Origin of the sequence: Photorhabdus laumondii subsp. laumondii (genome assembly GCF_003343245.1) — a bacterium.
Classification (GTDB): domain Bacteria; phylum Pseudomonadota; class Gammaproteobacteria; order Enterobacterales; family Enterobacteriaceae; genus Photorhabdus; species Photorhabdus laumondii.
The window spans coordinates 4,731,076-4,743,257 of the sequence record NZ_CP024901.1; the positions used below are offsets into that span (position 1 = coordinate 4,731,076).

Annotated in this window: 13 protein-coding genes and 3 pseudogenes; 5 read left to right on the plus strand and 11 right to left on the minus strand. The window is 46.5% G+C overall.

Features of this window, described 5'->3' with window-relative positions; translation table 11 throughout:
- The first annotated feature begins 15 nt into the window (after positions 1–15).
- The 4 genes and pseudogenes from rapZ (at position 16) to PluTT01m_RS20815 (ending at position 2,748) form a co-directional block, all read left to right on the plus strand.
- Positions 16–867, plus strand: coding sequence for an RNase adapter RapZ (rapZ, locus tag PluTT01m_RS20795; protein ID WP_011148173.1), 852 nt, complete (start codon positions 16–18; stop codon positions 865–867).
- Complete coding sequence (npr, locus tag PluTT01m_RS20800; protein WP_011148174.1) at positions 867–1,139, plus strand: PTS phosphocarrier protein NPr; 273 nt, start codon at positions 867–869, stop codon at positions 1,137–1,139. The genes rapZ and npr overlap by 1 nt, the downstream gene beginning before the upstream one ends.
- 188 nt (positions 1,140–1,327) lie before the next feature.
- Positions 1,328–1,738, plus strand: coding sequence for a nucleoside diphosphate kinase regulator (rnk, locus tag PluTT01m_RS20805; protein WP_011148175.1), 411 nt, complete (start codon positions 1,328–1,330; stop codon positions 1,736–1,738).
- A gap of 740 nt (positions 1,739–2,478) precedes the next feature.
- A pseudogene (locus tag PluTT01m_RS20815) lies at positions 2,479–2,748 on the plus strand (helix-turn-helix domain-containing protein).
- Between the two features lie 469 nt (positions 2,749–3,217).
- Here PluTT01m_RS20815 and dinQ read toward each other — a convergent pair.
- Positions 3,218–3,289 (minus strand): damage-inducible type I toxin DinQ, encoded by a 72-nt coding sequence (gene dinQ / locus PluTT01m_RS28340; protein WP_369293964.1) that lies wholly within the window; start codon positions 3,287–3,289, stop codon positions 3,218–3,220.
- Here dinQ and PluTT01m_RS27025 point away from each other — a divergent pair.
- Positions 3,282–3,446 (plus strand): hypothetical protein, encoded by a 165-nt coding sequence (locus PluTT01m_RS27025; protein WP_157866908.1) that lies wholly within the window; start codon positions 3,282–3,284, stop codon positions 3,444–3,446. The genes dinQ and PluTT01m_RS27025 overlap by 8 nt on opposite strands.
- Positions 3,447–3,750: 304 nt before the next feature.
- Here PluTT01m_RS27025 and PluTT01m_RS20820 read toward each other — a convergent pair whose 3' ends face one another.
- The 10 genes and pseudogenes from PluTT01m_RS20820 to pmbA all read right to left on the minus strand — a co-directional run bounded on the left by PluTT01m_RS20820 (position 3,751) and on the right by pmbA (position 12,139).
- Entirely contained in the window at positions 3,751–5,400 is a 1,650-nt protein-coding gene (locus PluTT01m_RS20820; protein ID WP_011148177.1) for a type VI secretion system Vgr family protein, read from the minus strand.
- The gene (locus PluTT01m_RS20825) at positions 5,400–5,936 is read right to left on the minus strand and encodes a baseplate complex protein (RefSeq protein ID WP_041380260.1); all 537 of its coding nucleotides are present in this window, start codon (positions 5,934–5,936) and stop codon (positions 5,400–5,402) included. Before PluTT01m_RS20825 ends, PluTT01m_RS20820 begins: the two co-directional genes overlap by 1 nt.
- Positions 5,908–6,636 carry a hypothetical protein gene (locus PluTT01m_RS20830; protein ID WP_041380347.1) on the minus strand — a complete coding sequence of 243 codons (729 nt, stop codon included), beginning with the start codon at positions 6,634–6,636 and terminating at the stop codon, positions 5,908–5,910. The genes PluTT01m_RS20825 and PluTT01m_RS20830 overlap by 29 nt, the downstream gene beginning before the upstream one ends.
- On the minus strand, positions 6,636–7,013 hold the full coding sequence (locus tag PluTT01m_RS28105; RefSeq protein ID WP_236650483.1) for a tail fiber assembly protein: 378 nt from the start codon (positions 7,011–7,013) through the stop codon (positions 6,636–6,638). The genes PluTT01m_RS20830 and PluTT01m_RS28105 overlap by 1 nt, the downstream gene beginning before the upstream one ends.
- On the minus strand, positions 6,980–7,252 hold the full coding sequence (locus PluTT01m_RS28110) for a hypothetical protein (protein ID WP_331469360.1): 273 nt from the start codon (positions 7,250–7,252) through the stop codon (positions 6,980–6,982). Before PluTT01m_RS28110 ends, PluTT01m_RS28105 begins: the two co-directional genes overlap by 34 nt.
- Positions 7,252–9,060, minus strand: coding sequence for a phage tail-collar fiber domain-containing protein (locus PluTT01m_RS20840; protein WP_011148179.1), 1,809 nt, complete (start codon positions 9,058–9,060; stop codon positions 7,252–7,254). Before PluTT01m_RS20840 ends, PluTT01m_RS28110 begins: the two co-directional genes overlap by 1 nt.
- A 9-nt stretch (positions 9,061–9,069) precedes the next feature.
- Positions 9,070–9,726: pseudogene (locus tag PluTT01m_RS20845) on the minus strand (phage tail protein).
- Positions 9,719–10,159, minus strand: a pseudogene (locus PluTT01m_RS20850) (baseplate J/gp47 family protein); the annotation flags it as partial. The pseudogenes PluTT01m_RS20845 and PluTT01m_RS20850, both read right to left, overlap by 8 nt.
- Positions 10,160–10,246: 87 nt before the next feature.
- Positions 10,247–10,561: a hypothetical protein gene (locus PluTT01m_RS20855; RefSeq protein ID WP_041380349.1), complete on the minus strand. Its 315-nt coding sequence runs from the start codon at positions 10,559–10,561 to the stop codon at positions 10,247–10,249.
- A 237-nt stretch (positions 10,562–10,798) separates the two neighbouring features.
- A complete protein-coding gene (gene pmbA, locus PluTT01m_RS20860) occupies positions 10,799–12,139 on the minus strand; it encodes a metalloprotease PmbA (protein WP_011148183.1) in 1,341 nt (446 codons plus the stop codon).
- Positions 12,140–12,182 lie beyond the last annotated feature (43 nt).

Here is a 12,182-nt window from a genome sequence, read left to right on the forward strand (position 1 = left end):
AAGGGGAGTTGCCTCATGGTGCTGATGATAGTCAGTGGCCGTTCCGGTTCAGGTAAATCCGTTGCCTTACGCGCACTGGAAGATATGGGTTTTTATTGTGTAGACAACTTGCCGGTAGTATTACTACCGGAATTAGCAAATACGCTAGCTGACCGCGATATTTCTGCTGCGGTTAGTATTGATGTAAGAAACATGCCGGAATCACCTGAAGTTTTCGAAGAAGCTCTGACTAAACTACCAGCGAGTTTCTCACCGCAATTATTATTCCTCGATGCTGAACGTAATACATTGATCCGCCGTTATAGCGACACTCGCCGTCTGCATCCGCTATCAAGCAAAAATCTTTCTCTGGAAAGCGCGATTGATCAAGAAAGTGATCTGCTGGAACCCCTTCGTTCAAGAGCTGACCTGATTATCGACACTTCCGAAATGTCAGTCCATGAATTGGCTGAGATGCTAAGAACGCGTCTGCTCGGCAAACGGGAACGTGAGTTGACAATGGTCTTTGAGTCTTTCGGCTTCAAGCATGGCATTCCAATTGATGCCGACTATGTTTTTGACGTACGTTTCCTGCCAAACCCACACTGGGACCCCAAATTACGGCCAATGACCGGTCTTGATCGTCCTGTAGCCGCTTTCCTCGACCGTCATACGGAAGTGCATAACTTCATCTATCAAACCCGCAGTTATCTTGAACTCTGGCTACCCATGCTTGAAACCAATAACCGCAGCTATCTGACCGTTGCTATTGGCTGTACCGGCGGTAAACACCGTTCTGTTTATGTGGCAGAACAGTTGGCCGATTATTTTCGTTCCAGAGGAAAAAACGTACAGTCGCGCCACCGTACTCTCGAAAAGCGAAAATAATGACTGTCAAGCAGAGACTTGAAATCAAAAATCGGCTGGGAATGCACGCCCGGCCAGCAATGAAGCTGTATGATCTAGTACAGCTCTTTGAATCTCATGTCATTTTACGCAATGATAGCCATGTTGAAGCCGAGGCCAGCAGCGTAATTGCTATGCTAATGCTGGATTCAGAAAAAGGCAGCTATATTGAAGTTGAAGCCAGTGGCCCAGATGAAGAGCAAGCTCTCGCAGCTATTATTGATCTATTTAATTCGGGATTTGACGAAGAATAACGTTGCTCACTCACCTGAGGATTATCATGTCCTTCACTGTTTTCATTAGCAGCACAAAACAGTTCGTGATCATGATCTCTTTATTTTCCAGTAAGAACAGCCTACTATCAGGTTAATCATTTTAAATAACACCCCCCTCCTCATGGTGCGGGGTGTTATTTTGTATTGGAATCCATTTGGAGTGTGGTATGACTAAACCAGCAATTATCATCAACGAATTAGACGCAGAACGTTTAGATTCCCTGTTGGAACAGCCAGCGTTTGCAGATACTAGTATCGCTGACGCTTTGAATGAGGAGCTGGATCGTGCAGAGATTGTACCGCCAGCAGAAATTCCATCAGATGTTGTGACGATGAACAGCCGGGTTCGTTTTATTGATCTGACAAGCAATGAAGAACGGGTACGTACTTTAGTTTATCCAGCGTCACTGCAAGACAGTTCAGATCAGCTTTCTGTTATGGCTCCTTTAGGCGCTGCATTATTGGGCCTTCGTATCGGTGACGAAATCAGTTGGGAATTACCAAACGGCGAAGAAACCCGCGTCAAAGTATTAGAATTACTTTACCAACCAGAAGCTGCCGGTGAATATCACAGATAAAACCCTATTAAATCAATACAAAAAACCACTATCGCACAAGTGGTTTTTTGTCTTTGATAACCAAATAGCGACAAAATGGCGACAGGAATTTTATATCTTCAATTACTTTTCAACTAACCACTATACATTATGAGGTAATTATAATGTTCGAAAATAATAACAATCTGTCAATTCTTAAAGAAATAAGAGACACTTAAATATTCATTGGCTCTGATATAGATGAATCAATATCTTCAAGGAGGTTGGATAATACTTTCTGCTACAAGTGGTACAAATCCAGATAACTATCCTATTCACTCAGTTTTATTAGGTTTCATTCCTTAACAACTAATTTCAGCTCTATGTGTTCAGTAAGGCCGCGTCCTACTTGAATTCTTAAAATCAGCGCGGCTTCTGGTCATGATCCTATCTCCCACGTAAAATAGAATTTTTCCTTTAATATCATTATATTGATATTTTTCCCGTGATCCTCTTTTGATCCGAAAACTGAAATTTCCTGAAAATCTTTTCAATCATTTCAGTTTGTGATTCCTCTCACTTCTCCGGTGCTGGCACGGTTTGGCAGCTTGCCTTGTAGGATTTTAAAACTGAAAAAATTTTTTGATCCAAAGCATGCAGGCGGGTGCGGTGTAGTGCCGTTTTCGCCATAAGTTCATTTATTTCGTCATAAGCGCAGCGAGACAAACCGCCACCAGGGTGTTTATTTGATTCTTGCCACCATCAAAGAGGGAAGCAGGAATATGAAAAAAGACTGGCATACCGCCGATATTATCGCTGCGATACGTAAGAAGAATAAAACGCTGGCATCATTATCCAGAGAGCACGGTTTAAGCTCTTCAACATTAGCAAATGCTTTAACGCGCCCCTAGCCTAAAGGGGAATTACTGATTGCTCAGGAAATTGGTGTCACCCCTGCTGAAATATGGCCCAGTCGGTACTTCGACGAAAATAAGCAGCCTATCAAACGAACCGTCCGAAATGATTTACCAAACAATTCTGATATCACATAAGTTATTTCTATATCCAAAAAAGTAACGACAACTTTTAAACCACTAAGCTAATATAACACGCTGAATTATCATTTTTTTATTACACTTACTGCCCATTCTTTAATATCAGAATTGTATTCAAGCTCTATGAAAGTATAAAAAAGCCCGCATGTTGCGGGCGAGATAATTGTATTTCAGACCATCAGAACACGAACCCGTAGCGCTGATTGATACCACATTTAAAAAGGCGTCCTAGCGTTATTATGTGTATGACTCGCGGTAAACTATACTAATCTGTTGTCTATTTCCCCATACTACCGGAACAATAATCGCTTGAACACAGGTTAAAGTCCAATAGGGATTACCAAATTTGAGCTTTTAGATCAGTATCTAAGCCCACTTAAACAAAAGTGGCTTACTTGATCAAAGGCGGTAAATGTTAAAGGCCACCGGGAGGTTACCCCGATGGCCTTAGCTACGTTTCCGTTATCTATTTCAGAAATGCACGGATCAGCTCTAAAAGCGCGATTAACGCTTTGAGAACGATGATAGCAGTGTCAATAAATGCTTTCACCCGCTTGCTCCCGTTAGGAGCACGACTTAACCAGCCATTGCCTTTACGCTGCCTGTCCGGCTGGCCCTCATCTGTGTTAGCAGGAGAATATCGCGCTCTGACCGAGGCACTGAATCAGCACCACCTGTACTCAGCCAGGACTTAAGAAAACTTGCGTCAAAGATACACAGGCCAGAACGCTACCCCAAACTAACAGCCGTTGATTATAGGTTTATTTTCAAATGATTCAATCAATTAAAATGATGAGTAGATAAAAATAAAAAACCAACTGGTGAGGTTGGTTTTTTATTTTAACCCTTGGATAGGGCAGTTTGTCTTTGTGCTATACGAGATTGGTAGCCTCGGTTCTAGCGCGACATTCTCCTGCTAACATAATCAGTCTACACCTTAAAAAAGGTGTTATCAACCTATGTCATAGCGTAAAAAAGCTCATACAAATGGAATGATATTCACCCAATCACAGGCGAATACTTCTGTTTCAGCCCATCCGATTTATAGCCCGTGTTCCTTATCGCGCTGGCGTTCTCCGGTGCACCTGTGTTGTGGTGCGTATGGGCGGCAGTCTGTTCCGCCAGTGCTTTAACCACATCCAACGTCTCTAACATCAAGGTCATGACATTGATTTGCTGGCTGCCCACCCAAACCACGGGCGCGATGATTTCTTGCCTGGCACCGGCGATACTCTGCTTAAGCAGACCCATCTTCTCTATCAGCTTTTGTCCGATTTCGATACTGGCCTCTTTCCCTACGCTGGCAACGAAATTTGATGAGGTCGCCATACTATAGTCACCGTCTGCAATTTGCCGGACAGCGCCCGCCAATAGCGTAGACGTGCCCAAAACCGTGGTTTTATCCGTGGCCTGTATCGTGGTTTCCCGTGCGACTACGTTACGTGTTTCCGTGTCTGCCCTGACTTCACGGTGCATAGACGATTCATTAATGGTCTGGTCAGTCTGACGAATCCAGTTTCCTTCCTGAGTTACCCTCTGAGAAACTTCCGCCCGCTGTTGCTGCAATTGTTCGCCTGGCTTGATATCGGGCAAGGTATTGCCCTGGCTTAATGTCTGCCGGATAAAGGGCTTATCCGGTCTGCCTGCCTCAAAGGCGATTTCAACCACCGTTCCGACTGGCGGATATTGAAACATACCGGATTCACTGCCCGCCATCGGCAAAGGCAGCGGGACAGCATGATAAACAGGAACCGCGGCATCCTGACCATCATCAGCCAATAATTGCACATCAACCGCATAGCGTGGCCGGAATGAGTCGGAGATATCGCCGCTGACCGTATTTTCAGGGTGTGCCTCAATGCGGGCAAATTTGGGTAAATGCAGCCCTGCCGATAATTCGGGGTAGGCGGCATCAATCTGACGCTGCATTGGCGTTTTGGTCTGCGACTGACCGGTCAGTTTGTTGACGGCTTCCCATGTAATGACCATGTTTTCATTGTTCAGATTGACCTTGTTCAGCCGGTACTGATTGATCACTACACCTGGACGCAACGATGGGATCATGGGAATGGTCATCGCATTGCCTGCGGACTGGCACTGGCTAAATGCATTGGGGATCTCTACCGGTTTCCCCGCAAACATCGAATGCGCCCCGCTGCCCACATAAACCGAACCCTCCGGCAACTGATGCCAGAGATAATCCTCAATCGAAAAAACCTGCCCAAGATTAGCCAGCAACTGATAGCCGGTCCCATGATGAGTAAAATGCGGGATGGGTGTCTCCGTATAAGGGGCATCCGGCAATATGAAGGTCAGTCCGCTGTGCTCCTGCAACCAGTCCGCAATCTGGCTCAGTGTTGGATGCTGAAATGAACACGACCATAATCGGTCAAACACACCAACCAGTTCACGCACAAAAAGACGCTGATAACCGTTTTGGGCTGGCTGTGAGCGTGCCACATAACCCGTAAACCAGCGTAATACCAAATCCGTGTAACCCACGTCCAGCCGCACCAGTTTTCCGGTGTAGTCCGTTGTCGTCTCCGCCGTGATAAAGCCACGACCACAGGATGCCAGCTCCAGCATAATATTGGCGTCAACCAGGTGAATTTCATCACCGGAAAGATAGAGCCGGTTAATCGGTGTCATTATTTAGCCGGTCCTATTGTGTCATTAATCGGTTTCAATACTTTGCTTTCAAACCAGCTTAATTTTTCCGGCGCTTCTTTTGCGGCGGCGGCCCCCTGACCTGTTTGCTTTCTGGCCTGAATATTATCGGCAGCACGGGCATCACGTTTCTCAGCAACAGATAAATGTTCACGTAAAGTAAATGTGACCTGCCATGCCTGTTTACCGTCGATCTTACTGGCATCAATGGTATGGGTGAATGTCCCGATGCGAAAGTTGATAGCACCTGCGGTCAGGTTAGCGACACGATAACGTTTCAGACTTCCCTTATCTTTGGCCTCCGCCAGTGCAAACAGGCGTGACAGCGTTTTTTGCTCAGTAAACGGAATGATCCCCGTAACACGTAACTCCTTGGGCTTAATACCTTGCTCCGCTACGGCGGTACTGGATGACTGGCCGCTTTGGTCTGTGTCCTGAAATACCACCGATGGGGTTACGGTCAGACTTTTTAATGGGATGGCCTCGCCATCAAGGGCCAGTGTGATAATTTGGCTCATTGTGTAGCATCCTTTCTAATGCGCGAATATCGTCCCCGGCAAATAATGTCGCCAGCGTGTAAACGGCGTCCTGTTCAGGGATATCCTGACGCAGTTTTTCGGCCAGTAATGCGCCATTCCCTTTCCCTGAGAATGCCCAGACACAGGCCGATTTGTTCCTGACGCCATTCAGAGCGGCAGTCACTTGTTGTAAGGCGTTCTGTCTTACCGTCGTGAAGTTTGTTAATTGTGATTTCAATCCCGCAATGCTGCTGCCGGCGCTAACCTGTGTTTCAGCCTGTGCAATCAATCGCGCATTCACGGCCATGCGGCTGGTTGATGTTGAAAACGGTTGAAATGGAGGCAAACCGCTGTCCGGTTTCCCAGGCAATTGCATTTTGGTGATCGCCAGACGTTCCGCTGTCTTTGCCATACGAGTGACCTGAGAAAATACCGACAACGGCAACACCGCCGAAAATGGGGTTAAATGCTGGATAAATTCATTATGCGTCTTCGCGCAGATCATGAGTACCACGGCGCTCATGTTTCCCGTTCCCCGGATTTTATTTGCCAGATAATTGATGGCGTTTGCCGGACTCAGGTAGTGACCGCTGTCTGCTTTCTGACCGATACCGTATACGAACGGATGGACGGGTAGCATCGAGCAATGCATCCCCGTCATATTCGGGGAGATGCGCATCAATTTCCGTTGCCAATTCATCACGCGGGTTGCTCAGGCCAGTTGATATCGGGGGCAGTAGAAAGGTCCACTCTGTTCACCCGCACACGATATTTTTTCCATTCCACGAGTGCTGATTTTTCGGCATCCGTGGCGATATCCAGATCAATGGCATCCTGTAAGGGTTTAATTGCTGCATCTGCCTGCTGCTGTCGCGCGATATTTTGCTGTTCAGCCTGTTCAGTTTGATGAGATTTTAGGGCTGATTTATCTGTGACCCATTGCTTACTCTCCCACTTATCAAAGGGGGTTTGGGGTGATTGCAGGGTAAGATTATCTGGCAACGCGCCGATGGCGGTAATATTGATCGGCTGGCCTGTATCGGTTACATACGCCGTTTTACCCCGATAGTCAGGCACATGTCGCCAGGATTTTTTATGCTACGACAAATCGCAACATCATGCGTGTCAGGTAATTCAGGCGCATCCAGATACGCATTAGCCGCAACAGAAAAACCGCGGGGCACGCTATCCATATCGGCCCCAATATATTCCCGTGTTTCAGGATGACAACGATAAACCGCAACCCATCCGCTAACAATAGCTAACCCATCCTCATCAAACCGGGCCATTTGAATATTTGCACTATATTTAGACATTATTTTACCCTCGTAATATAAATCACTGATTTGTTAACAGGCCGGTTTTCATTTGCGGTCGGCACCACTCTGGATGCGTCAAATGTCCATGCAATCACCCCACCACCGGCACCGGCTGCCCGACCGCCTGCCTTATACTGGTAGCTGAATGCACCAGACGCGTTGCTCCCGCTCTCAATAGTGGGCTTACCTAATGATCCCGTGATATTTCTGATCGCGTCCCCCTGAACACTCCCTAGCGAACGACCCGAGTCCAGCCCCCGCCCTCTATCTAAACCACGCTTAAACAGCCCCCTGTCATCGGGTAATTTCAGATCGGGAAAAATTTTGGCGAGTTCAGGGTAATCTGCCGCACGGAATGCGCGTCCCTCATTGGGTTCATATCCGGCGGGTATCGGCGCAGTCGAATGCCATTCGATAGTGGCGCCAATCGGGACACCAACCGTAATCTTTTGCTCTACGGCACCGTTAGCATTGAGAAATCTGGTGTGCAACTGTGCATCGGCATCAATCCAAATTTGCCCCGTGTCACCCCCTACACCGATACTCACCCCTTTGGCCCATCCATTTTCCCGACCACAAGAAAATGGCCCAGAATAATGTCTGCCGGGTAGCTCAGTCATATAGGTAGTCTGGTGATAGGCACCAACATCACTCGCCATCAAACTGATATCAGACGATAGCGATTTCCCGTTAATTCTCCTGTCATTCGGTACAGCATTCATTGCCTGTTCGACGGTTTCCACTAAGCCGATGTTTTTGACAAATTCATTTTTATTGGGAATATCTGCGCCGTTCTGGTTTTTAGCCAGGCGACTATCGGCGTTTTCCCTGACAACGGTTAATGCCGCATTAACAGCATAATCCCCTTTCGGCTGTTTCCCATGCAGGCCGCTTTCCAATGCCTGCTGAGTCACATATTCCCGTTTCACGCTATCAATCTCTTGATGAATAGCGGAAATATTACGGTCATTCAATGACCCTTTAATACGCAAATCCATCACATCACCGTGACCATCAACCCCCGCAACCGCAAAGACATAATGCGGATACCCTGCCGCATCGATGTAGTTTTTAAGATCATTGACGGCGACGATATGAACGACGGTTTTCCACTGATTCACCAAATTGCCTTGATAGCTAAAATCCGCATAAACGCGGGTATCGCGCAGGCGGTTAAGTGTTTGGTCAAACGCCAGCTCACCCCGCAACCCGCCGATATAAGCCAGCCCCTTTTTGATCGTGTACCGGTCATCACGACGAACCACGGAAAACCCATCACCGAAAAAAGCCGCCTCACCGTAACTGTCGGTATTCATCAGACGCTGCATTTCATCGATGCCAGATAAACGGGCGGTAAAATCAATCTGCCAGGTTTCCGCCGTGGTCATAATAGCGGCCTCTTTGGCTGCCCCTTCAAACTCCAGTAAAAAAGAGCGCGTCAGCACATTTCCCTGTAATCCGTTCGCGGTCTTAATTTTTTTCTGAGCTGGGGCATGGGTAATCATGCCAATAATGCCAGAAGCCTTATTTATCAGGCCAATCCAGTTAAAATCAAAATGACCGACTTCCGTTCCCAATGTGACACTGTAGGCTACCGCGTTTTCACTCGCTAACCCTGTTTTGTTCACAGCCTGACGATGCACAATATGACTTTCTGCGGGTAATGTCTCATCGCGATTGATGGCAAGAGTGGGATCTAAATCCGGCACATAAGCAAAAACAAACTCATCCAACACCACGGGCTTTCCCGCCGCGGCCTGCTGTGCTTTCCATTTTTCAAAGTCTACTGTAATCACTGACGCCATATTATTTCCTTATAATGATGCACCGTAGGTCATATTAGGTACGGTAATCGCCTTTAAACTGGCGCTATCAAAAACGGACTCACCCGACATGTAACCCACTTTTAATAGCAAAGGCGGCGAGGACATGGCCGCGTAATAACAGCAATATTCCGCGCCCAAACTGCCCACACGCATAAACAGTTTATTATTCGCCATCACTTCAAAACGGTAGCGGCGGCAAGTGCGGCCATACTGACGAATGATGCTCATCAGCAAATCAGGGTTTTCAGCGACTTGTCCGTCACTGACGCGCAAAATAATCACATCCCAATCTATCGCCGGTTGTCGTTCCAATACTTCAACATGGCCGACACCTAAACGTTCAAAGATAGCGATAAATCCCGCGACACTGCCCGCCTCTCTGGCATTAATAAACGCGTATTTCACCCGTTTACGAAATAATGTCAGCGGTTCACCGTTAAAGCGCTGGATATCCCGCTGATAGGCCAACATCGGCAGTAATTCCGCCGAACAAGTTTCCGCGTCCAATTGGGCTAACGGCCATGTCAGCCAGCGGTAAATCATTAACTAGAACTCACGCACGGCCCAAAGCAGTTTGGCGGGTTCTCCCTTATCCATCCATGACGGCAAGGCCAGCCGCTTGAGTCGTTCCCTGAACTCAGACATGCTTCACCTCAATTATCAGTGATTGCAGCCTGGGCACACTTAAATCACTCAAAATGTCACCCAATGAAAAAGTCAGTGATTCAATCTCGGCAAATTCACGGTGTATTTCTCGCCCCAGGTTGGAAAAGGAAAATCGGGCATACGGCCAGGTTTTTTTCACGTGATATTCCCTATTTTCCCGAAAGGCGCAGCGGATCAGGTTTTCAACATCCGTTTTTAATGTTGTTACCTGTTCCTGGCTGTAGTTCGCCAAATTTGCCACAAACAGCGTGACCAATAATTCATGGTGCGTTTCGGGCATCGGCAGACACTGCATATCATCCCCATGCCCATGATGCCCCTGATGGGTGATGTAATCGTTCACCGCCTCAATAAAGGGCTGGCTGATAACCCCAGAATCCAGCAACAAATAGGCGTTTGCTGTTCCGGTGCCATCCTCTTAATCCCACAATACTGTATATTTATACAGTATATATAAATATAATTAACAAGTGAAGTAATTATGTTATGAAATAGTGTGTTATGTGACTTCTATCATTTCTGATTCCATTTTCTTCAACATGTTCAGATAATGGCCTTTTGGGTCACGAATAATTTCATTAGTATCAATCTTGATACCCAATTTTTCACTTAACCTACTCATTATCATTTTTGTTGTTTCAGTATGCGTTTTTTTAACTTTATGTAGATGACCGAACATAGATAAACAATAACGCTGTCCATCTATGGTCATACTCCCCCCCTCCAGTAACGAACGTGCCAGCACATCACTCATCGCCAAACTCTGTAATTTTGCCGATTCATGAACTCGCTGTATTTTTTCCTTCTCACTCATTTGATGCCAACCGTAATAGAATTCATCTAAATACAGATCACTTCCTTGACTAACCGTATTTCGTGCTTCCGTACAGTTATTGATAATTCATTGATAAATATGTATTTAATTGATTTTCTTATGGTATTCACAGGATTAGAATTACTTTACCAACCAGAAGCTGCCGGCGAGCTCCACCGTTAATTCAGCCAGCCCATTTGATCCGGGCTGACTAAAGTCATCGGAAACGAGTATCTCTTATTGACCAGCGATACTCATTTCCGGCAGTAAGACTGAACCACACTGGATATTACTCCGCGTTTCAATATCATTCCCAATAGTGACCATATTGGCCCACATATCCTTTAGATTGCCTGCAATAGTAATCTCGCTGACAGGATACTGAATCTCACCATTTTCTACCCAAAAACCAGCGGCACCACGGGAATAGTCGCCGGTTACTGCACTGACTCCCTGCCCCATCAGTTCAGTGACTACTAACCCAGTTCCCATCTGACGCAGTAAACCTGCAAAATCTTGACCTTGCCCTGCAATGCACCAGTTATGAATCCCTCCTGCATGGCCGGTGCTTGCCATTCCTAGCTTACGGGCAGAATAACTCGTCAGAAGCCAAGTCTGTAATATACCATCCTTGATAATATCCCGGTTGCAGGTAGAAACACCTTCACTATCAAATGGGGAAGATGCCAGCCCCGCCAGCAAGTGTGGCCGCTCTTCAATTGTCAGCCATGATGGCAGGATTTGTTTGCCCAAATGATCAAGCAGGAAAGAGGATTTCCGGTAAATACTGCTACCACTGATAGCACCAACCAAATGACCAAAAAGGCCCGTTGCAACCTCCGCAGCAAACAACACCGGTGCTTTCATAGTCGGTAATTTACGTGGCGACAAACGAGATAATGCACGACGAGCACACTCCTGCCCAACCCATTCTGGCGATTTTAAATCTTCAAAACGGCGATTAATGGTATACGCATAGTCACGCTCCATATCGCCATCAAGTTCAGCAATCACACAACTCGACATTGAATGACGGCTGGAGCAATAACTTTGCAACATACCATGGCTGTTACCAAACACTCTGATACCATAATGGCTGTTAAAACTACCACCTTCAGTATTGGTAATACGCTTATCGGCCTGTAATGCAGTTTGTTCCGCACGAGCAGCCAGTTCAATTGCTTTATCAGCATCCAACTCTGTTGGATGGAACAAATTAAGATCTGGCGCTTCAAATGCCAGTAGCGCTTTATCTGCCGGGCCAGCACATGGGTCCTGAGAGGTATAACGAGCGATATCAACCGCAGCCTGAACAGTGCGAGCAATAGCATCCGGGCTTAAATCTGTTGATGATGCACTACCTTTACGTTGCTGATGGTATACGGTAATCCCCAACGCACCATCACTGTTGAATTCTACATTTTCTATTTCACCAAAGCGGGTGCTGACACTAATACCCGTTGTTTTATTAACCGCAACCTCCGCAGCATCACAACCCGCTTTTGCCAGCTCTAGTGCCTGTGAAACTGCATTTTCCAGTTGTTTGCGTTGTTCCGCAATTTGATCCGTGATTTTCATTACTTACCCGTAATTTGATGAATAAAGGGAAAATCTGTCGGGA

Bases quoted from the DNA above. Each gene is read 5' to 3' on its own strand.
- rapZ (WP_011148173.1), top strand. From the start codon at position 16: ATGGTGCTGATGATAGTCAGTGGCCGTTCCGGTTCAGGTAAATCCGTT.
- npr (WP_011148174.1), top strand. From the start codon at position 867: ATGACTGTCAAGCAGAGACTTGAAATCAAAAATCGGCTGGGAATGCAC.
- rnk (WP_011148175.1), top strand. From the start codon at position 1,328: ATGACTAAACCAGCAATTATCATCAACGAATTAGACGCAGAACGTTTA.
- PluTT01m_RS20820 (WP_011148177.1), bottom strand. From the start codon at position 5,400: ATGACACCGATTAACCGGCTCTATCTTTCCGGTGATGAAATTCACCTG.
- PluTT01m_RS20825 (WP_041380260.1), bottom strand. From the start codon at position 5,936: ATGAGCCAAATTATCACACTGGCCCTTGATGGCGAGGCCATCCCATTA.
- PluTT01m_RS20830 (WP_041380347.1), bottom strand. From the start codon at position 6,636: ATGAATTGGCAACGGAAATTGATGCGCATCTCCCCGAATATGACGGGG.
- PluTT01m_RS28110 (WP_331469360.1), bottom strand. From the start codon at position 7,252: ATGTCTAAATATAGTGCAAATATTCAAATGGCCCGGTTTGATGAGGAT.
- PluTT01m_RS20840 (WP_011148179.1), bottom strand. From the start codon at position 9,060: ATGGCGTCAGTGATTACAGTAGACTTTGAAAAATGGAAAGCACAGCAG.
- PluTT01m_RS20855 (WP_041380349.1), bottom strand. From the start codon at position 10,561: ATGAGTGAGAAGGAAAAAATACAGCGAGTTCATGAATCGGCAAAATTA.
- pmbA (WP_011148183.1), bottom strand. From the start codon at position 12,139: ATGAAAATCACGGATCAAATTGCGGAACAACGCAAACAACTGGAAAAT.